Below are 19,243 nucleotides of genomic sequence, written 5' to 3'. Positions count from 1 at the left end.
GTTTTCCTGTGCCGTTCCACGATAGGAGCGCACAGGCTACGGGGCTCGCGCACCGCGTCGTCACCGGTTGTGAGGAGGCGCTGGTGGAGGCGCGACACCTTAGAGCCAGATGACCAGGCCGGCCGGGCCGGATGCTCCTGGGCGACGACCTGATGCACCTGACCGTGTGACCGGGCGCGGCGGGCAACTCAGTGGGGTGGGGCCGGCACCTCGGGATTCGCGCAGTGCGCGAGTGGCCGGCCCGCCAGGAATCTGGCCACTTCCGAGGCCACGATGGAGGCGGCGTTGAGGGCGGTCTGCTTGCTGGCGCCGGCCAGATGCGGCGTCATGACGAGGTTGGGGGTCGTCAGCAGGCGCGAGGTGGCGGGGATCGGCTCGCGGGGGAAGACGTCGAAGGCCGCGCCGAAGAGCCTCCCGGCGTCCAGGGCGTCGCACACGGCGTCGTAGTCGACGAGAGACCCGCGGGCACAGTTGACCAGTACGCCGCCCGCGGGCATCAGGTCGATCAGCTTCCTGGAGATCAAGCCCTCGGTTTCCGCGGTCGCGCGGGCATGGACGGTGACGAAGCTGGAACGCCGCATGAGGTCCGCGAGGTCGGTGACCTCGGCCGGTGACACGTCGTCCGCAGTGACGAAGGGGTCGGCGACGAGCACGTGCGCGCCGAATCCCCGCAGGATCCGGGCGACCCGGGACCCGATGGCGCCGTATCCCACGATGCCGACGGTGCCGCCCTCGAGCTCCGGCCCGACCTTGTCGAACATGTAGTAGTCACCTCGCCAGGTGCCCCCGGCGAGGTCCGCGTGGGTGGCCGGGACGCGTCGGGCCGCGGCCATCATGAGGGCGACCGTGTGCTCGGCGGTGGCGGTGGCGTTGCGCCCGGGGGCGAAGGAGACCGCGACGCCGTGCCGGGTGGCCGCCTCCAGGTTGGCGTTGACGGGGCCGCCGCGGCTGACGCAGAACAGGCGCAGCTCGGGGCAGGCCTTCAGGATCCGCTCGGTGAGCGGAGCCATCTGGGTGACGCAGATGTCCACTCCGCTCAGAGCCTCGATGAGCTGCTCCTCGGTGCCGGACGCCTCCCGTACCTCGGCCACCTCCCCGAAGGGCTCGACCGGCCAGGGCAGGGTGAGTTCTCGGAAGGTCGCGCCGGGTGCGGCCGGCCGGAGGCTGTCGATGAGCAGGGAATTGAGGACGAAGTGGTCACCGGCGGCGAGGATGGTGGTCACTTGAGTTCTCCTGGGGTCACAGGGCGGTTCAGGGTCAGCAGCGACGGCCCGCCGTCACTCAGGACTACTTCGTTCAGGGCGCAGTTGGCCAGGAAAGGGAAGGTCCGGCGGTACTCGCGCAAGGGGAGGCCGAGCAGGCGGCAGAGCGCGAGCCGGATCGCGGTGGAGTGGCCCACGACGAGGATGCGGCCTTCGCGGTGATCGGCCTGGAGGTCGGTGAGGAACTTCAGATAGCGGTCGCCGGCCTCGACGGGGTTCTCCCCCTTGGGGAAGTGGTTCGTCACCGGGTCGGAGTGGAAGGCCGCGAGGTGGTCGGGAAACCGCTGCTGCATCTCCGCGCGCGTGAGGCCCTCGGCGATGCCGAAGTCGAGCTCGCGCAGCCGTTCGTCCACGCTCACCGGCAGCCCGGCGCGCACCGCGCTCTCGCGTGCGGTCTCTTGTGAGCGCGTCAGCGGGGAGGCGAAGATCGCGGTCAGGTCCGCCTGCTCAGCCCAGTCCGCGAGCGCGCGTGACTGTGCGTGGCCGCGCTCGGTGAGCGCGACGTCGGTGCTGCCGGCGTACCGGTTCTCGGCGTGCCACAGGGTCTCCCCGTGTCGGACGAAGATGACATGGAGGCTCAAGGCGCCGTCCTTTCTCGTGCGTGGGTCGCGACGACGCCGGGGAGCCAGCCGCGTTGGACAAGCAGATCGAGCAGCCGGAGGTAGCCCTCTTCGTGCGGGTTCTTCTCGGAACGACGTGGCTCGATGGTCCGGTCGAGTCGCACCATCGCGGCGGCGACGCTGTCCAGCGGCGCACGGCTCGATGCGGCCAGCACCGCCATGCCGAGCGCCGGTTGCGCGTTGCGCGGAAGGGTCACCGGGCGTCGCAGCACATCGGCCCGCAACTGGTTCCACAGGGGGTTGCGGGTGGCCCCGCCGGTGAGGACGACCGCTCCGTCGGTGGGGGCACCGAGCAGGTCCACGTAGTCGAAGCAGAGCCGTTCGACGTAGGCGGCGCCCTGTATCAGTGCCGCGAAGGACTCCGCGCGGGTGGTCGGTTCGCGGCTGCCGAACGCGCGGGCGTCCGGGGCGATGAAGGGGAACCGTTCGCCCGGGGAGACCAGGGGATAGCGCAACAGGTCGGTGGGCAGCAGTGCCGCCGCCTCGCGGGTGAGCTGGTCCAGGTCGGCGTCCGCGAATTCGCGGGCGACCAGGCCGGCTCCGACACTGGAGGCTCCGCCGGGCAGCCAGTGGCCGGAGGGTGACCGGTGGGAGTAGACGACCCCGTGCGGATCATGGACGAGGTCTTTGGTGACGCCCTTGAGGACCAGGGTGGTGCCCATGACCGAGTTCCAGCTGCCGACGGCGGTCGCGCCGGAGCCCAGTTGCGCCGCGCAGCCGTCGGTCATTCCGGCGACGACGGCGGTGCCTTCGCTGAGCCCGGTCTCGGCGGCGGCCGCGGCGCAGACCTGACCGATGACCGTGCCGGGCAGCACCAGGTCGGGCAGGATCGCGCGGGGGATGTCCAAGGCGGCGATCACGGGCTCGGGCCAGGTCACCTGTGCGGCGTCGGCGCCGGTCTTGAGCGCGTTGCTGGTGTCGGTGGGGACCTCGTGCCCGACGAGCTTGCCGTTGATGACGTCGTTCTGATGTGCCAGTCGCCAGCCGTTCTCAGCGGCGTGGGGATAGCGGTCGAGCAGCCAGCGCAGCTTGGGCAGAGCCCAGGACCGCTGCATCCGCTGGTAGCCGGCCTTCGCCCACTGCTGCTCCCCGGCGGCGTTGACCTGTTCAGCCTCCGCCGCGGCGCGCCCGTCGTCGTACATCAGTGCCGGTGTCACACACAGGCCACGGCGGTCCAGCATGGTGATGGTGCCGGAGGTCGCGTCCACGGCCACCCCCCGGACCCGGCGCAGGTCGGCACCCGCCGCGCGTGCCAGGTCGATCGCCGTGAGGACGGCGCGCCACCACTGCTCGGGGTGCTGTTCATGGCGATCGCCCTCCCGGCGGCTGGTCAGCGGGCACGAGCCCTCGCCCAGCACAGTGCCGTCGGACGCGGCGACGACCACGCGTACGCCCTGAGTCCCCAGGTCGATGCCCAGCCAGGCATCGCTTCCGATGGCGGTCATGCGTCGGCTCCGCTCGTCGAAGACGCGTCGCGTGTCCACAGCGGCCGGTTCAGCTCCCGCAGCCGCAGGAAGTCGGCGTACCGGTCGCTGAAGTGCGCGAACGCGTCCGGATCGGGCTGGTAGGTGGCGGCGACCTCCACGTGCCGGGCGGCGGCGGTCTCGAAGTCCGGCTCACGGCCGGTGGCGACCAGACCGGTCAGCCAGGCGCCGCGGGCCCCGACCTCCGCGGAGGCGGGAATGGTCACGGGAAGGCCGGTCACATCGGCGATCAGCCGCATCCAGTAGTCGCTTCTGGTGCCGCCGCCGCAGAGCGCCAGCCGGTCGGGGGAGCCCGGGGCCGCGGCCAGGCAGTCGCGGATGGTCATGGTGACTCCCTCCACCAGCGCACGGGCCACGTCCTCGCGGCCGGCTTCCAGGGACAGGCCGGACAGGGAGCCGCGCGCGGTGGGATCGAAGAACGGGGCGCGCTCTCCGGCAGGGGAGAGGTACGGGACGAACCGCACGCCGGCTGTATCGCGCCTGCCCCGCGCCGCCAGGTCCATCAGATCGGTGACCGAGGTCAGTCCGAGCAGCCCCGCCCCCCAGTCCAGGACGTCGCCGCCGCTCATGGTGGGGAAGGCGCGAAGGTAGCGACCGGGGACGCCGAGCGTCACGGTGATGCCCACCGGTTCGTCGGTGACCACCGTGTCCGTGATGACCTCCGTGGCCAGGGTGGTGCCCAGGATGCAGCACGCCTGTCCCGCGGTCACCGCGCCGGCGCCGATGGCGGTGGCGCAGATGTCGTACGGCGCCAGCACCACCGGGATCCCCGCGGGCAGGCCGGTCTCCGCGGCGGCCGAGGTGCTGATCGTGGTGACGCGGTGGTCGTCGTCGCGCAGCTCGGGCAGGAGTCGCCGGGCCCACTGAAGGCCGTAGAGCTCGAACAACTGGTCGGACCAGTCGCGCCGCCTGATGTCCATGAACGGTGCCGAGGCGTCCGACTCGTCGACGGCGGGCTCACCCGTCAGCTTCAGGTGGAGCCAGCCGCCGCAGGTCAGCAGACGGCTCGATCGGGCCACCCGGTCGGGGTCGTTCTCGCGCAGCCAGGACAGCACGGCGTTGGGCATCCCGGTGGACACCCGCGACCCGCTGATCCGGAACGCCTCCCGCGCCACCCCGTCGCGCTCCCACGCCGTGACCTGGGCCGCGGCTCGTCCGTCGTTCCACAGCACGGCGGGTCCGGTGGGACGCCCCTGTCCGTCGACCAGCCAGGCGCCGTCGCCCTGTGCGGTGACGGCGACCATGTCGGGTGCGTCGGGGAGCGCGGCGACGACTTCCCGTACGGCGGCGGCGACCGCGGCCCAGACCTCGGACATGTCCTGCTCGGCCCACCCGGGACCCGGTCGCGTCACCTGGGTCGGCCGCCGGCTCACCGCCAGTTCCTTCCCGTCGTCGGCGTATCCGACCGCCTTGATGGTGGTGGTGCCCGCGTCGATGGCGATGGCGGTCACTGGCGTCACCCCCGCCCGTGTGCCTGGCGCGAGCGCCGGGCGACGGAGTCCAGGCCCACGGCGATGAGCAGGACCGCGCCGGTGATGATGAACCGGTAGGAGGAGTCGAGGTTCAGCAGCGTGAGACCGCTGGAGATCGACTGGATGACCAGGACTCCGAGCAGGGCGGCGATGGCCGAGCCGCGGCCCCCGAACAGGCTGGTCCCGCCGATCACCGCCGCGGCGATGGCGTTGAGGTTGACGTCTCCGGTGCCGGTGCTCTGGTTCGCCGCGGCCAGTCGTGACGCGGCCAGGATGCCGCCGACCGCGGCCAGGGCGGAACACATGACGAACGCCGAGGTGTAGACCCGCCGCACGTTGATGCCGGCCCTGCGGGACGCCTCGGCATTGCCGCCGACCGCGTAGAGCGACCGTCCGAACTTGGTGCGGGTGAGCACGTAGTTCATCACCAGCACCAGCCCGACGAAGAAGACGAACATCCAGGCGACACCGCGGGTGCGGTTCAGGTAGTAGACCGCGAGCAGCAGCCCGGCCAGCAGCAGAAGGGCCCGCATGACAAGCCACTGCGGCGACGAGGACGACAGCCCGGCGTCGCGGCGGGTCCGGGCCCGCACCCACCCGGCGGTCAGGACCCCGCCCGCGGCCACCACCGCCAGCGCGTAGGCCAACCAGGCGGGGACGAACCACAGCTGCGCGAACTTCACCAGGGTGGAGTCGTACGGCAGGTTGATCGCGTTCTCGCCGCGCAGCAGCCACAGCTGGACGCCGAGGAAGGCCAGCAGCCCGCCCAGGGTGACCACGAAGCTGGGCACGCCCACGCGGTTGAGTACCTGGCCGTAGAGCCAGCCGATCAGGCAGCCGGCGGCCACCGCCGCGAGGAGCGCCAGCCACATCGACTGTTCGTTCTTGACCATGACGACGGCCGTGATCGCCGCCGACACACCGCTCACCGATCCCACGGAGAGGTCGATCTGGCCGACCAGCAGGACGCACACGATGCCCAGCGCGAGGACGCCCACCGGGACCATGTCGAAGGACAGGTTCACCAGGTTGGTGCTGGACAGGAAGGTCGGATTGAGCAACTGGAAGATCGTCCAGATCACCACGATGCCGCCGACGACCGGCAGCATGCCCAGGTCCCCGCCCCGGACGCGGCGGATCGTGGCCCTGATGCTGTCGGCGATGCCCTGCGGCGTCACGAGACGCTCGTCCTGGAGATCGGTGGCCGTTGCCGCCGAGTTTTCGGTGATGGTCACAGCTCTTCCTTCTCTTCCTGCGGGGAAGTCACCTGCGGGGAAGTCATCTGCGGGGATGTCTCTTTCGAGGAAGTCGCCCGGCCCGCGGCTCGCCGCGAGACCACGTTGTCGGTCGCGCCGGTGATCGCGGCGATGATCTCTTCGGAGGAGACGTCCTGGGCGTTGAACACACCGTTGTTGCGGCCCAGCCTCAGCACCGTCACGCGGTCGGCGACCGCCCGGACGTCCTCCATGTTGTGGCTGATCATCACCACGCCGAGCCCGTTCTGCTTGAGCCGCTCGACCAGGTTGAGGACCTCGGCCGTCTGCGCGACGCCCAGGGCGGCCGTCGGCTCGTCGAGCAGGACGATCTTCGGGTCGCTCAGCAGAGAGCGGGCGATGGCGACCGTCTGCCGCTGGCCGCCCGAGAGGGCGGCCACCGGGACATCGAGGGTGGGGATCTTCGCCGACAGCTGTCGCAGCAGCTGCCAGGAACGCTTCTCCATGGCGACGTCGTCCAGCATCCACGGCCGGATTTCCTGGCCCAGGAACAGATTCGCCTTGACGTCGAGGTTCTCGCACAGGGCGAGGTCCTGGAAGACCGTGGCGATTCCCCTCGCATGGGCAAGGGCCGGTGACCCGAGAGACACCTTCTCGCCGTGAACGAAGATCTCTCCCGCGTCCGGCGTGTACACCCCGGACAGGATCTTCACCAGGGTGGACTTGCCGGCGCCGTTGTCCCCGACGACGGCGACCACCTCACCGGCGGCGACGTCGAGTTCGATATCGGTCAGCGCGGCGACCGCGCCGAAGTTCTTGCTGATCCCCCGCAGTGACAACACGGTGTCCGTGCCCGCACCGGTAACCGCGGTGCCTGTCATCGTGACCCTCTTTCCTCAGAGACCTCAGACGTTCTTCAGAGACTTCGGACGGCTACTGGATGCCCAGGCGTCCGCAGCCGGCGGCGTACTGCGCCGTGCACACGTCCTTCACCTTGAGCACCGCATCGGGGCCGAAGATGACCTGCTTGAGGTTCTTCTGGGTCACGACGGTCGGCTTGAACAGCTGCGAGGGAGTGTTGAACAGCGTGGTGGCGGCCTTGGGCTTCTCACCCTTCAGCAACTGGTCGGCGACCTCCGCGGCCGCCTCGGCGACGATCTTGATCGGCTTGGAGATGGTGTTGTACTGATCGCCGGCGATGACGCGCTGGATCGCTGCCAGCTCCGCGTCGTTGCCGGTGATCGGCGGGACCTTCACATCCGCGGCCTTGAAGGCCGCGATCGCTCCGCCGCCGGTGCCGTCGTTGGCCGCCACCACGCCGGCGATCCTGCCGCGGTACTGGGAGATCTGCCCGCTCGCCCACTGCTGGGCCTTCTCCGGCGACCAGCCCGGCGTGTCGTACTCGGCAAGCAGCTTGAACCCGCTGTCGTCGAGTCCCTTGTGGATGCCCTTCTTGATCAGTCCGGCGGCGGCGTCGGTGGGAGACCCGTTGATCTGAAGCACACCGCCCTTGGCCTTGGTCTCCTTCAGATGATCGACCAGCGACTGGGCGATGGACTCGCCGATCGCCTCGTTGTCGAACGACACGTAGAAGTCCGCGGGCTTGTCCGGGATGGGACGGTCGTAGGCGACCACCTTGACGCCCTGGGACTGCGCCGTCTGCACGATCGTGGCCGCCCCGGCCGAGTCCACCGGGTCGATCACGATCACCTTGGCACCCTGGGCCATCGCGGAGTTCGCCTGCTGCTGCTGGAGCGAGGCGTCACCGTTGGCGTTCTGGTAGAGCACCTCGCACTTGGGGCACAGCTTGGCCATACGCTTCTTGAACAGCGGAGCGTCGTACTGCTCGTAGCGGGTGGAGGCCAGGTCGGGCATGAGGAACGCGACCTTGCCCGACCCTCCGTCCTCCCCGTCACTCCCGGCACTCGGTTCCTGAGCGCACGCGGTGAGAGCGCCCAGGGCGAGGATGCCGGTGAGGGCCCCGCTGGCCAGTTTTCTCATGTTCCACTCCTTGCTCCGGACCGTGTGGCCACCGGTCGGCCGCCACGACGTAACGCACAAGAAACTCGCGGCGTTCGTATGTGTCAACGGATCCCGAGAACTGAACACCCTGGCTTGATCGTTTGATCAATCTGGCTGTTCACTCTCGCGGCAGGGTCGAACATCGGTGTGGCATGCTCCTTCGGGGAGCACGCCAGAAAACGGGGTGTAACGCGCTTGTCGCAGGTGGAGGGCGCGCACGGACGGGACGAAGGCCTGATACGGCCTGTATGTGTTCTGTTAACAGAAAGAGAACAGGGGGCTCCTCCATGAAGGAAGGCAAAGATCCGGCCACCGACGAGGGCGGGCGTGGGCCGCGCGCGAGGCGGGAGCGGATCAAGAGCCGCGTCGTCGACGAAGGCTTCGTCCGCATCGAGCGGCTCGCCGACGAACTGGGCGTGACGCCGATGACCATCCGTCGCGACCTCGACTACCTGCAAGGCAAGGGGTGGCTGAGAAAAGTCCGCGGCGGGGCGACCGCACAACCGTCGACGGCGTTCCACGGCGACATCCGGCACCGCACCCAGTCCATGGCCCCGACGAAGAGCGCACTCGCCCGTGCCGCACTCGGCCTCGTCAAGCCCGGGCAGTCCCTCATCGTCGACGACAGCACCACCGCCCTGGCGCTCGCCGGACTCCTCTCGCAGCGCGCACCGCTGACGGTCATCACCAACTTCGTACCCGTGATCCAGGTGCTCGCCGGCAGTCCGGGAATCGAGCTCATCTCACTCGGCGGCGCGTACTACCCCGCCTACGACGCGTTCCTCGGCATCCGGACCATCGACGCGGTCAACAGCCTGCGCGCCGACACGCTGTTCGCCTCGACGACCGCCATCACCCGCGGCCACTGCTACCACCAGTCCCAGGAGACGGTGGGGGTGAAACGAGCCCTGATGGAAGCCTGCGACCGCAAGATCCTGCTGGTCGACCACACCAAGTTCCAGCGCCGCGGCCTCTACCAGCTCGCACCCGTCACCGCCTTCGACCTCGTCATCGTCGACGCCGGCATCTCGGCGTCAGAGCTCGACACGTTGCAGGCCGGCGGGGTGGAAGTCCTCGTCGCGGAGCCGGAGTGACGCTCGGCCCGGAGTGACAGCCGGGCCGGAGTGAGATCAGGTCGGCCTCCTCCGTGCTTCGGCGGCCGGAAAACGGCGCTGAAACCTGTGGGGCGCATAAGAGTTGGTGTGATCTTTGTGCGCCTGGGCAGGCGCCGCCGTTATGAGCACCCCCCACTCGAGCACGGTAGAGGCCACGGAGCAGAGTCCGGGCGGGCGAGCGGCGGCGCTTCTCGTCCCCTCGTCGGCGCAGCGGCCCAGACGTGGCGGGCGGGGCTTTTCGTCGGCACTGCGTGGTGGGCGGGTGGCGGGGCTGGACGGATTGCGGACGGTCGCCGTGATGTTGGTGATCGTCTATCACGTGGAGCCGGATCCGTTGCCCGGAGGCTCCATCGCCGTGGACGTCTTCTTCACGCTCAGCGGTTTCGTCATCACCCGGCTGCTGGTCGCCGAGTACGCCCGCACCGGTGGCATCGGCCTGGGGTCGTTCTACCGGCGGCGGTGGGTGCGGCTCGTCCCGGCCATGCTCGTGATGTGCGCGGTCACCGCCCTGCTGGCCGTGGCGCTCCCGCTGCCGCTGTTCGACGGGGCGTGGGCGGCGGCGGCGCTGGCCGCGGCCTCGGTGGTCAACCTCGTACGGGCGGGGGAGGCCGGGCCGTACTCGGACCTCACCGCGCCGCTCAGCCATACCTGGTCCCTGGGGGTGGAGGAGCAGTTCTATCTGGCCTGGCCGCTCCTGCTGCTGGTGCTGCTGCGGAAGACGACGGCACGGTCGGTGCTGGGCTGGGTCGCGGCGCTGTGCGTCCTGCCGGTGCTGTGGCGGATGGCGCTGTGGGACCCCACGGCGGCGCACCGCATCTACAACGGCCCCGACACCCGCGCCGACCAGCTCCTCGTCGGCGCTCTGCTGGCCGTCGTCCTGGCCCGGCTGCGCGCCGACGATCCCCGGCTGGAGCTGCTGCGCCGATGGGCGGGGCGGCTGTGCTGGCCCGCGCTCGCGCTGCTGGGGCTGATCGCCTGGCAGATCCCGATCACCGAGCCGAGCCGCTGGAACCCCGTCTGGTACACGGTCGGATTCCTGGCCGCCGCCGTCTTGTCGGCCACGGTGGTGGCCGCTCTGGATCTGTGCCCGCAGTCATGGCCCTCCCGCCTGCTGTCCGTGTCCGCGCTGGCCTGGGTCGGCCGCAATCTCAGCTACGGGATGTACCTGTGGCACTACCCCGTCATCCGGCTGCTCTCCGACCTCGGCGTGGAGGGCGGCCGACGGCTGCTCCCCGCCGGTGTCGTGGTGACGGTCGCGGTGGCCTTCGCCTCGTACGTCCTCGTCGAACGGCCCCTGCTGCGACGCGAACGGTTCCGCGGACGCCGGAAGGGGCCCGCGGTCGCCGCGGCGGGTTCGCCTGCCCCGTGACCAGCGGCACCTGACGCGGCGCGGCTGCGCCCCGGCGGAGCACTTGGGTGGCGTCTTCGCCGGTGCCTACCCTGGAGACATGGCTCGGTCCAACGACGAGGTCGCCGCGCTGTTCCAGGAATACGCGGACCTGATCTCGATCACCGGAGGAGACGCGTTCAGGTCACGCGTCTACGAGAAGGCCGCCCGGGCGATCGGCGGCCACCATGCCGATGTCTCCACGCTCGATGTCAAGGGCCTCCAGGAGATCCCCGGGGTCGGCAAGTCGATCGCCGAGAAGGTCGTCGAGTACTTCCGCGGCGGCAGCGTGTCCGCGATCGAGGAACTGCGGGCGAGAATCCCCGCCGGTGTCCGGCGGCTGACGAGCATCCCCACGCTCGGCCCGAAGAAGGCCCTGACGCTCTACGAAGAGCTGGGCATCTCCACGGTGGACGAGCTGGCCGACGCCATCCACGAGGAGCGGCTGCGCGACCTGAAGGGCTTCGGGCCCAAGACGGAGGAGAACATCCTCCACGGCATCGAACTGCTTCAGTCCTCCGGGGACCGGGTCCTGGTCGACGTCGCCATGGAGCTCGCCGAGGACATCGTCTCCGACCTGTCCCGGGTCACCGGCTGCCGGCGGTGCATGTACGCCGGGTCGCTGCGCCGGGTCCGCGAGACGATCGGCGACATCGACGTCCTCGTCGCGGCTCAGGAGTCGGAGCCGGTCATGCGGGCGTTCACCGAGCTGCCGTACACCACGGAGGTCATCGCGCACGGCCGGGCCAAGACATCGATCCGCACCGCCAAGGGCCTGGCGGTCGATCTGCGCGTCGTACCGCCGGACTCGTGGGGAGCGGCGTTGCAGTACTTCACCGGTTCGAAGGCGCACAACATCCGCACCCGGACGCTGGCCGTGCACCAGGGGCTCAAGCTCTCCGAGTACGGGCTGTTCGACGTCGAGAGCGGGAAGAAGATCGTCTCCGAGACGGAGGAGGACGTGTACGCCCGGCTCGGCCTGCCATGGATCCCGCCGACCCTGCGCGAGGACCGCGGAGAGATCGAGGCCGGGCTGCACGACGAGCTGCCCGACCTGGTGACGGAGGCGGACATCCGGGGCGACCTGCACACGCACACCGACCTCACAGACGGCCTCGCCCCGCTGGAGGAGATGGTCGCCGGGGCCGCCGAGCGCGGGTACGCCTACTACGCGATCACCGACCACGCACCGAACCTGTACATGCAGCGGATGACCGACGAGCGGATGCTCGCCCAGCGTGAGCGCGTACGGGAACTCGACGGCGCGTACGGGAAGCACGGCAAGCGGGGCAACGGCGGCAAGGGCGGCGGCATGCGGCTGCTGCACGGCGTGGAGCTGAACATCGACCCCGACGGCGACGTGGACTGGCCCGAGGAGTTCCTGGCCGGCTTCGACCTGTGCGTGGCCTCGGTGCACTCGCACTTCAGCCAGGGACGCGAGGCGCTGACCCGCCGGCTCCTGCGGGCCTGCGAGCACCCGTACGTCAACGTCATCGGCCACCCCACCACCCGCGTCATCGGCAAGCGCCCGGGCATCGACGCCGACCTCGACGCGCTCTTCGCGGCCTGCGCGCGCACCGGCACGGCCCTGGAGGTCAACGCCCATCCGGACCGGCTCGACCTGGGCGACGAGGACATCCTGCGGGCCAGGCGGCACGGGGTGAAGTTCGCCATCGACAGCGACGCCCACTCCACCATCCACCTGGCCAACATGCGCTACGGCGTGGCGACCGCGCAGCGAGGCTGGCTCACCAAGGAGGACGTGATCAACACCTGGCCACAGGCGCGGCTGCGGCGCTTCCTTCGCAAGGGGCGGGGGGAGCGGCGCCCCGCGGGGTGACCGGGCGCGGTCGAAGCGGAGTGCTTGAACCGGTCAGGACGCGACAGCCTGCGGTCACTGTGCTCAGGCGCTCAGGCCTGGCCTGCCGAACAGCTCCGCGTAGCGGGTCGGCAGCTGGGAGAGCAGATGGTTGACCTGCCCGCCGGAGACCGCGTCGGCGACGGTGGACAGCACGGCGCTCGCGTCCCACTCCGCGGTACGCGGCCGGGCACCGGTCTGACCGGCCACCCGCCGCAGGAACTCCTCCCGCCCGAAGGACTCGGGGCGCCCTCGCTCCAGGTGCAGGGCCTCGTCCAGCGGGGCGGGCAGCTGAGCCGCCAGGTCGTCGGCCTCTTCCGGGGTGATCCGGGTGGCGAGGGCCCACAGGACCGCCGTACTGACGTGCTCGGCTTCCTCCCGGCTGCGGTACTCCCCGCGCTCGCGGACCCGGGCCAGGAACTCGTCCAGCTTCACGTGCCCTCCTGCTGTCGTCCGCACGCCACCACGGTTCCCGCAGCCACAGCTGTCCAAGGCGCCGAGTGCCCGTCCGCCGGACCGTAAAACGGCGAACCCGGGCGGGCACACCGTGTCGGCGGCAGGCCGCCGGGTACCCGGGCGGACGCGGCGACCGTACGTGCGACGCCCTGGTCAGGAAGGAGCACCCATGCAGCTCAGAGAGCGCCCGCTCAGGGAGGCATCGTGACCGGCGGCGGCCGTGGCTTCGTACTCGTCGGTTTCGACGACACCCCGCCCTCCTGGCTCGCGGCGGACTGGGCGGTCACCGAGGCGGAGCTGCGCGGCTGTGCGTTGAAGGTCGTCCATTCCGTCGGCCGTGGCGTGGACACCGCCTACGGCGAGACGGCGGGGGTGGGCCTCACCGACCGAGCCCTGGAGGCGGCCCTGGGCGTGCTCGACGACGCGCTGGCCCGGCTCGGCCCCGCCCATCCCGGCGTGCGGATCGAGACCGAACTCGCGCGGGACGATCCGGCCGAGGCCCTCCTGACCGCGGCACGGACCGCCGACGTGATCGTGGTCGGCACCCGTGGGCGCGGCGGCTTCGCCGGACTGCTGCTGGGCTCGGTGAGCCGGAAGGCGGCCGCCCACGCCGACCGGCCGGTCGTCGTGGTGCGCGGAGACACGGGGACAGCGCCAGGCGACCCCGTCGTGGTCGGCGTACGCGACGAACGGGACGAGGAGGCCGTACGGTTCGCCCTCGCCGAGGCCGAGCTACGACAGACCGGCGTGCGTCTGGTCCACGCCTGGACGCCGCTCGTATCCACCGGCCTCGCGATGCCGCAGGTCAGCGACGTGGACGAGGAGCGGCAGGCCCACGCCCAGCTGTTGAACCACGTCGCCCGCCCCATCCTCGAGTATCCGAAGGTCCACGTGGACACCGAGCTGATCGTCGATTCGCCCGCCGCCGCCCTGGTGGAGGCGTCGACCCGGGCCGGCCTGCTGGTGCTGCCGCGGCACCCCGCCGAGGGCCGGCTCGGGCTGCACCTGGGGACAGTGGTGCACGCCGTCCTGCACCACGCCGCCTGCCCCGTCGCCGTCGTGCCCGTGGGTTAGCCAGTGAGGCGGGGGCCTTCCGCACGCGGATGTGCTGGTGCGGCGGCCCCACCGGGCGGGCCGGTGTAGGGCCGGGCCTCGCGGGTACCGCGCACACGGTGCGGACGCGTCGGCCGCGAACGCCGACGCAGACACTCGTAGCCAAATGTCCGCTCCACACGTCCGTCCAAATGTCCGTCCAAATGTCCGCGTCCGGGAGGCGACGATGACTTTGACGCTCGGCAGCGGTCCGCCGAGACCCGTCGTCCGAAGCTGCTGTTCGAGACGGGGCTGCCGGTGCGTTACTACCTGCCGTTCGCGGCAAACGTTGCCTGCCGGGGCACTAGTCGCCGGCGGCGGCCGGGTGCAGGACGCCGCCTGGAGCCTGCCGCACCCGATGCCGGAAGCGCTCGCCGCCGCCGAGCACAGCTGCTTCTACGGCGACAAGGTCCACGTCGAGGTCGACGGCGAACGGATTCGCTGACCCGGCACCCGCCGCACGGGTACCGGGCCCGTCCGCGCACCCGTGGTGAGGAGTCCGCTCCGTGGCACGTACGGAAACCTCCCCCGATCGTCGGCGTGCGGCCCGCCGGCCCCCGGTCGACCCCCGCTGGGGTCAGGCGGGCGGTGCGCTCGCGCTGTCCGTGTCGCCGGTCTGCATCGACCTGTCCGGCGCCGGCGCGGGCACGGCCTCGGCGTACCGCTGCCTGCTGGCCGTCCCTGCCCTGGTGCTGCTGGCCGTGCCGGAGTACCGCCGCGAGGGCCGGCCCCCTCGACGGCAGGCGCTCTACGGACTGGCCGGCGGGGCGCTGTTCGCCGGGGACATGCTGCTGTGGGCGAAGTCGATCACCGAGGTGGGGGCGGGACTGTCCACCGTGCTGGTCAATGTGCAGGTGGTGCTGGTGCCGTTCCTCGCCTGGGCGGTGGACCGCGAGCGCGTGCCACGCCGCTTCCTGCTGTGGCTGCCGGTGCTGATCGCGGGCGTGGTGCTGACCGGCGGCCTGTTCGAGAAGGGCGCGAGCGGCAGCGACCCCACGGCGGGCACGGTGCACGCGGTGCTGGCGGCCCTGAGCTACTCCGGCTTCCTGTTCCTGCTGCGCCGCGGCGGCTTCCAGGGCCACGTGCGCACCACGTACACGCTGGTGATCTGCGTGTCGACCGTCGTCTCCGCGCTGGGCGGCGCCGCCTGGGGCGCCCTCGACCTCACGCCGTCCTGGCGGACCCTGGGCTGGCTGGCCGTGGTGGCGCTGAGCAGCCAGATCGTCGGCTGGCTGCTGGTGGCCGTCAACTCGCCCCGGCTGCCCAGCCACATCGGCGCGGTCATGCTGCTGCTCACTCCGGTCGGCGCGCTGGCCCTGGGGGCCGTGGTACTGGACGAGCGGCCGACGCCCGCACAGTGGCTCGGCTGCGCACTGACCCTGCTCAGCGCCTATGCCGCGACGACGGGCGGCGCGAGGACGGGCGGCGCGTCCGGGAACCGCGATGACGGCGGTCGGCGCGCTGACCGTCGCGGACAGCCGTGACACGTGACATCAGTCGTCAGTCGTCAGTCGCGAGGCCGAGGCCGAGGTCGACCAGGAGGCCGTAGTGGTCGTTGAGCCAGACGCCCTCGGAGGGCTTGTCGAACGCGAGCGACGCCGTCTCGCTACGTGCTGTCGCCGCCGAGCACGCGGTCGTCCCGGTGGACGCCGTAGTAGGCGCTCTGCCGGGCCATGATGTCGCGCATCGGCGTGTCGCGGGGGACTCCGTACACCGTGCCCGGGAAGTCCAGCCTCCGCTGGACGTCCCAGAGTTCGTCGTGCTGTTCGGGGGCGAACAGCTGTGCCGGGTCGCCCGCCGCGATCCAGCCGATCGGCACCACCGCGCCGGGCGCGAGCTTCGAATTGGTGTGCAGCACGCTGTTGACCCGCAGCTCGGCTCCCGTGCCGGCGACCGAGCCCGGGAACAGCGAGGCGCCGGTCGCGACGAAGACCTCGTCCTCGACCGTCGCTCCGTTGACGTGGGTGTGCGGTCCGAGCAGCACGGCGTCCCCGATCACCGCCGGGTGCCGGGCCCGCCCGCGGACGAGCGCGTGCTCCATCACGACCGTGTTCACGCCGATACGGACCTCCCCGTCCTCGGCGGTCAGCACGGCGCCGTGCAGCACACGGACACTGTCGCCGAGCACGACCGCGCCACAGACGGTGGCGGAGGGTGCGACATAGGCGGATTCCGGGACGACCGGTCGTTGCCCGCGGTGTTCGATCAGCATGCCGAGCTCCTTCCCGCTCCATCCCCGTCGCGTGCGGCCGGGTACCCCGCACGGGAGACGGCGCGACGGCGCGACGGCGCGACGGTGCGACGGTGCGACGGTGCGACGTAAGGATTCCGTCATCGGTTGCGGGGTGCGGGATGGCCGCCGGCCTCCGTTGAATGGAGGAGCAACGGGAAACTCTCAGGAGGCGAGCGGGGATGGGGCAGGTGCGAAAGACACTGACCGGGCCATTGGCCATCGCGGTGCTGGTGGCGGCGGTCGGCGGAGTCGGCTTCGGGCTGTACTGGTTCCAGCCGTGGAAGCTGTGGCAGGACGAGACCGTCCAAGAAGCCCTGCCCGGGGTCGTGCAGAGCTCCGCTCCGCCTGCCGCGGCGCCCACCCCGGCCACCGGTCCGCGGACGCTGGCGAGTGGTGAGCTGATCAGCCACGAGCACGCGACCTCGGGCACGGTGAAGCTCGTACGGCTGGCCGACGGCTCCCACGTCGTCCGGCTGGAGAACCTCGACACCAGCAACGGGCCGGACCTGCGCGTCTGGCTGACCGACGCACCGGTGAAGCAGGGGAAGGCCGGGTGGCAGGTCTTCGACGACGGGAAGTACGTCAGCCTGGGCAAGCTGAAGGGCAACAAGGGAAGCCAGAACTACGTCCTGCCCACTGATGTGGATCCGTCGGGCTACGGCAGCGTGAGTATCTGGTGCGACCGTTTCGACGTATCGTTCGGCGCCGCCGAGCTCGCCCGGGTGTGACGGTCGGGGCGACGAACTCGTCGGGTACGGCGTAGCCGGGCTGTGCGGCGGCAGGATTTCCTTTCCCGGGGGTATCGCGGCTGTCCCGTATCGGGGTGCAATGGTGGGAGTCAGGCTCTTCCGCGCCCGCCCGGTCAGAAGAGGCACGCAATGGATCCATGGCTGATCTGGTTGATCATCGCAGCCGTTCTGGCTGTGGCGGAGATCTTTACCCTTACCGCTGCGCTCGGAATGCTGAGTGCGGCCGCGTTGGTCACGGCGGGATCGGCCGCGGTCGGGCTGCCAGTGCCGTTGCAATTCCTGGTGTTCACCGTCGTCGCCACAGTCACCGTGCTGTTCGTGCGCCCCATTGCGCTGCGCCACGTCCTTGGGCCTCAAGCGGAGCGGTTCGGCGTGGACGCGCTGGTCGGCAAGGGTGCCTATGTCGTCTCAGAGGTGACGGGCCTGGGCGGCAGGGTCCGTATCGACGGCGAGGAATGGACGGCTCGCGCGTACGACGACACGCTGGTGATTCCTGCCGGAACGACTGTCGATGTCATGGAGATCAGCGGCGCCACCGCGATCGTCTACCCCCGGGACTGAAACCATGGAAACCTCGGCGTTCCTCATTGCCGGCCTGATCGTCGCGCTGATCGCGGTTTTCACCGTGGTGCGGGCGGTCCGTATCGTGCCCCAGGCACGCGCTCGTAATGTCGAGCGGCTCGGCCGCTATCACCGGACCCTGAATCCGGGCCTCAGCCTCGTGATCCCTTTCATCGACCGCGTTCATCCGGTGATAGATCTGCGGGAACAGGTCGTTTCCTTCAAACCGCAGCCGGTCATCACCGAGGACAATCTGGTGGTCGAGATCGACACCGTTCTGTACTTCCAGGTCACCGACCCCCGAGCGGCTTTCTACGAGATCGCGAGTTTCCTTCAGGCGGTCGAGCAGCTCACCGTCACCACCTTGCGCAACGTCGTGGGATCCATGGACCTGGAAAAGACACTCACCTCACGCGACACCATCAACAGCCAGCTGCGTGGAGTGCTGGACGAGGCCACCGGAAAGTGGGGCCTGAGGGTCAACCGGGTGGAGATCAAGGCCATCGACCCTCCGCAGTCCATCAAGGACGCGATGCAGAAGCAGATGCGAGCCGAACGGGACAAGCGGGCCGCGATTCTCGGCGCCGAGGGGCAACGCCAGTCGCAGATCCTCACCGCCGAGGGCGACAAACAGGCCGCTGTCCTGCGCGCGGAGGGCAACCGGACCGCTGCGATCCTCACGGCCGAGGGCCAGTCCCGGGCCATCGACGAGGTCTTCCAGGCCGTACATCGCAATGATCCCGACCCCAAGCTGCTCGCCTACCAGTACCTCCAGACGCTGCCCCAACTCGCGCAGGGCTCCGGCAACAACTTCTGGGTGATCCCCAGCGAGATCACCTCCGCGCTCCAGGGGATGTCCCGCGCCTTCACCGAGGTGCTGCCCCAGTCGCCGGCCACCCGCGAGAAGCCCTCGGACGACATGGTCGCCCAGGCCGCCAGCGACAAGGCCGAGGCCGAGGAAGCCGCCGCCGCGGCCCTCGCCGACGCGGCCAAGGCCGAGGGCAAAACTCCCGATTCCCTGCCGCCTCGCTGACGCCGACGCGGCGGGACGACGGTGCTCCAGAACAGGCCTGGGCCCGCGCTGGGCGTACCTGGTTTCGACGGCGTCCAGGGCGATGACCGAGGAGGCGTCCCCCGATCCATGAAAGACTGAGCGGCGAAATCGGCGGCAGCCACCGCCCAACCCGTTCAGCCCGCGAGGGCTACCCCGGAGCGACAAGCGTCCGTGGTGACCCGCGCTGTGTTTGCCACCGAAGGGATCGTCGGGCTCCCACTCCACATCGCCCGTACCCTTCGTGGTGTCTACGGCGTCACACAGCGAGCGCCACACACTGGAGGCAACACCCCGTGCTGATTGCTCAGCGTCCTTCCCTGACCGAAGAGGTCGTCGACGAGTTCCGGTCCCGGTTCGTGATCGAGCCGCTGGAGCCGGGCTTCGGTTACACCCTCGGCAACTCCCTGCGTCGTACGCTCCTCTCCTCGATTCCGGGTGCGGCGGTCACGTCCATCCGTGTCGACGGCGTTCTGCACGAGTTCACCACCGTGCCGGGCGTCAAGGAGGACGTCACCGACCTGATCCTCAACATCAAGCAGCTGGTGGTATCCAGCGAGCAGGACGAGCCCGTCGTGATGTACCTGCGCAAGCAGGGTCCGGGTCTGGTCACCGCCGCCGACATCGCGCCCCCGGCCGGTGTCGAGGTGCACAACCCCGATCTCGT

General features: G+C 70.3%; 18 protein-coding genes and 1 pseudogene. 10 read left to right on the top strand and 9 right to left on the bottom strand.

Annotation, left to right across the window (positions count from 1 at the left end):
* Positions 1 to 188: 188 nt before the first annotated feature.
* The 7 genes from AB0I77_RS08425 to AB0I77_RS08395 form a co-directional block, all read right to left on the bottom strand.
* Entirely contained in the window at positions 189 to 1,223 is a 1,035-nt protein-coding gene (locus AB0I77_RS08425) for a 2-hydroxyacid dehydrogenase (RefSeq protein WP_363281626.1), read from the bottom strand.
* Positions 1,220 to 1,843 carry a histidine phosphatase family protein gene (locus tag AB0I77_RS08420; protein WP_363281625.1) on the bottom strand — a complete coding sequence of 208 codons (624 nt, stop codon included), beginning with the start codon at positions 1,841 to 1,843 and terminating at the stop codon, positions 1,220 to 1,222. The genes AB0I77_RS08425 and AB0I77_RS08420 overlap by 4 nt, the downstream gene beginning before the upstream one ends.
* Positions 1,840 to 3,327 carry an FGGY family carbohydrate kinase gene (locus AB0I77_RS08415; RefSeq protein ID WP_363281624.1) on the bottom strand — a complete coding sequence of 496 codons (1,488 nt, stop codon included), beginning with the start codon at positions 3,325 to 3,327 and terminating at the stop codon, positions 1,840 to 1,842. The genes AB0I77_RS08420 and AB0I77_RS08415 overlap by 4 nt, the downstream gene beginning before the upstream one ends.
* Positions 3,324 to 4,817 (bottom strand): FGGY-family carbohydrate kinase, encoded by a 1,494-nt coding sequence (locus AB0I77_RS08410; protein ID WP_363281623.1) that lies wholly within the window; start codon positions 4,815 to 4,817, stop codon positions 3,324 to 3,326. Before AB0I77_RS08410 ends, AB0I77_RS08415 begins: the two co-directional genes overlap by 4 nt.
* A gap of 5 nt (positions 4,818 to 4,822) precedes the next feature.
* Positions 4,823 to 5,947 (bottom strand): sugar ABC transporter permease, encoded by a 1,125-nt coding sequence (locus AB0I77_RS08405; protein ID WP_363282056.1) that lies wholly within the window; start codon positions 5,945 to 5,947, stop codon positions 4,823 to 4,825.
* Between the two features lie 122 nt (positions 5,948 to 6,069).
* Positions 6,070 to 6,933, bottom strand: a complete 864-nt coding sequence (locus AB0I77_RS08400; protein ID WP_363281622.1) for an ATP-binding cassette domain-containing protein — start codon at positions 6,931 to 6,933, stop codon at positions 6,070 to 6,072.
* Between the two features lie 52 nt (positions 6,934 to 6,985).
* On the bottom strand, positions 6,986 to 8,053 hold the full coding sequence (locus AB0I77_RS08395) for a sugar ABC transporter substrate-binding protein (protein WP_363281621.1): 1,068 nt from the start codon (positions 8,051 to 8,053) through the stop codon (positions 6,986 to 6,988).
* A gap of 308 nt (positions 8,054 to 8,361) precedes the next feature.
* On the opposite strand from AB0I77_RS08395, the gene AB0I77_RS08390 reads away from it, so the two are divergent.
* The 3 genes from AB0I77_RS08390 (at position 8,362) to polX (ending at position 12,416) form a co-directional block, all read left to right on the top strand.
* A complete protein-coding gene (locus tag AB0I77_RS08390) occupies positions 8,362 to 9,168 on the top strand; it encodes a DeoR/GlpR family DNA-binding transcription regulator (RefSeq protein WP_363281620.1) in 807 nt (268 codons plus the stop codon).
* Between the two features lie 283 nt (positions 9,169 to 9,451).
* Positions 9,452 to 10,558 carry an acyltransferase gene (locus AB0I77_RS08385; protein WP_363281619.1) on the top strand — a complete coding sequence of 369 codons (1,107 nt, stop codon included), beginning with the start codon at positions 9,452 to 9,454 and terminating at the stop codon, positions 10,556 to 10,558.
* Between the two features lie 79 nt (positions 10,559 to 10,637).
* A complete protein-coding gene (gene polX, locus AB0I77_RS08380) occupies positions 10,638 to 12,416 on the top strand; it encodes a DNA polymerase/3'-5' exonuclease PolX (protein WP_363281618.1) in 1,779 nt (592 codons plus the stop codon).
* 63 nt (positions 12,417 to 12,479) lie between these two features.
* Here the strand turns inward: polX and AB0I77_RS08375 are convergent, their stop codons facing one another.
* A complete protein-coding gene (locus AB0I77_RS08375; RefSeq protein ID WP_363281617.1) occupies positions 12,480 to 12,869 on the bottom strand; it encodes a DUF2267 domain-containing protein in 390 nt (129 codons plus the stop codon).
* A 225-nt stretch (positions 12,870 to 13,094) separates the two neighbouring features.
* Here AB0I77_RS08375 and AB0I77_RS08370 point away from each other — a divergent pair, with 225 nt between their 5' ends.
* The 3 genes from AB0I77_RS08370 (at position 13,095) to AB0I77_RS08360 (ending at position 15,466) form a co-directional block, all read left to right on the top strand.
* Complete coding sequence (locus tag AB0I77_RS08370; RefSeq protein ID WP_363281616.1) at positions 13,095 to 13,964, top strand: universal stress protein; 870 nt, start codon at positions 13,095 to 13,097, stop codon at positions 13,962 to 13,964.
* A 307-nt stretch (positions 13,965 to 14,271) separates the two neighbouring features.
* Positions 14,272 to 14,427: a hypothetical protein gene (locus AB0I77_RS08365; protein ID WP_363281615.1), complete on the top strand. Its 156-nt coding sequence runs from the start codon at positions 14,272 to 14,274 to the stop codon at positions 14,425 to 14,427.
* A gap of 61 nt (positions 14,428 to 14,488) precedes the next feature.
* On the top strand, positions 14,489 to 15,466 hold the full coding sequence (locus tag AB0I77_RS08360) for a DMT family transporter (RefSeq protein ID WP_363281614.1): 978 nt from the start codon (positions 14,489 to 14,491) through the stop codon (positions 15,464 to 15,466).
* A gap of 122 nt (positions 15,467 to 15,588) precedes the next feature.
* Here the strand turns inward: AB0I77_RS08360 and AB0I77_RS08355 are convergent, their stop codons facing one another.
* The gene (locus tag AB0I77_RS08355) at positions 15,589 to 16,194 is read right to left on the bottom strand and encodes a gamma carbonic anhydrase family protein (protein ID WP_363281613.1); all 606 of its coding nucleotides are present in this window, start codon (positions 16,192 to 16,194) and stop codon (positions 15,589 to 15,591) included.
* A 200-nt stretch (positions 16,195 to 16,394) separates the two neighbouring features.
* On the opposite strand from AB0I77_RS08355, the gene AB0I77_RS08350 reads away from it, so the two are divergent.
* The 4 genes and pseudogenes from AB0I77_RS08350 to AB0I77_RS08335 form a co-directional block, all read left to right on the top strand.
* Positions 16,395 to 16,943: a DM13 domain-containing protein gene (locus AB0I77_RS08350; RefSeq protein ID WP_363281612.1), complete on the top strand. Its 549-nt coding sequence runs from the start codon at positions 16,395 to 16,397 to the stop codon at positions 16,941 to 16,943.
* Between the two features lie 150 nt (positions 16,944 to 17,093).
* Entirely contained in the window at positions 17,094 to 17,525 is a 432-nt protein-coding gene (locus tag AB0I77_RS08345; RefSeq protein ID WP_363281611.1) for an NfeD family protein, read from the top strand.
* 4 nt (positions 17,526 to 17,529) lie between these two features.
* Positions 17,530 to 18,558, top strand: a complete 1,029-nt coding sequence (locus tag AB0I77_RS08340; RefSeq protein ID WP_363281610.1) for an SPFH domain-containing protein — start codon at positions 17,530 to 17,532, stop codon at positions 18,556 to 18,558.
* A gap of 314 nt (positions 18,559 to 18,872) precedes the next feature.
* Positions 18,873 to 19,243 (top strand): annotated as a pseudogene (locus AB0I77_RS08335) (DNA-directed RNA polymerase subunit alpha); the annotation flags it as partial.

This window comes from Streptomyces sp. NPDC050619 (assembly GCF_040654815.1).
Lineage (GTDB): Bacteria > Actinomycetota > Actinomycetes > Streptomycetales > Streptomycetaceae > Streptomyces.
Note: the sequence above shows the minus strand (reverse complement) of the source record. Positions and strands in the feature narration are given on the sequence as shown.

Bases quoted from the DNA above. Each gene is read 5' to 3' on its own strand.
- polX (WP_363281618.1), top strand. From the start codon at position 10,638: ATGGCTCGGTCCAACGACGAGGTCGCCGCGCTGTTCCAGGAATACGCG.
- AB0I77_RS08390 (WP_363281620.1), top strand. From the start codon at position 8,362: ATGAAGGAAGGCAAAGATCCGGCCACCGACGAGGGCGGGCGTGGGCCG.
- AB0I77_RS08415 (WP_363281624.1), bottom strand. From the start codon at position 3,327: ATGACCGCCATCGGAAGCGATGCCTGGCTGGGCATCGACCTGGGGACT.
- AB0I77_RS08345 (WP_363281611.1), top strand. From the start codon at position 17,094: ATGGATCCATGGCTGATCTGGTTGATCATCGCAGCCGTTCTGGCTGTG.
- AB0I77_RS08400 (WP_363281622.1), bottom strand. From the start codon at position 6,933: ATGACAGGCACCGCGGTTACCGGTGCGGGCACGGACACCGTGTTGTCA.
- AB0I77_RS08405 (WP_363282056.1), bottom strand. From the start codon at position 5,947: ATGCTGCCGGTCGTCGGCGGCATCGTGGTGATCTGGACGATCTTCCAG.
- AB0I77_RS08350 (WP_363281612.1), top strand. From the start codon at position 16,395: ATGGGGCAGGTGCGAAAGACACTGACCGGGCCATTGGCCATCGCGGTG.
- AB0I77_RS08395 (WP_363281621.1), bottom strand. From the start codon at position 8,053: ATGAGAAAACTGGCCAGCGGGGCCCTCACCGGCATCCTCGCCCTGGGC.
- AB0I77_RS08355 (WP_363281613.1), bottom strand. From the start codon at position 16,194: ATGCTGATCGAACACCGCGGGCAACGACCGGTCGTCCCGGAATCCGCC.
- AB0I77_RS08340 (WP_363281610.1), top strand. From the start codon at position 17,530: ATGGAAACCTCGGCGTTCCTCATTGCCGGCCTGATCGTCGCGCTGATC.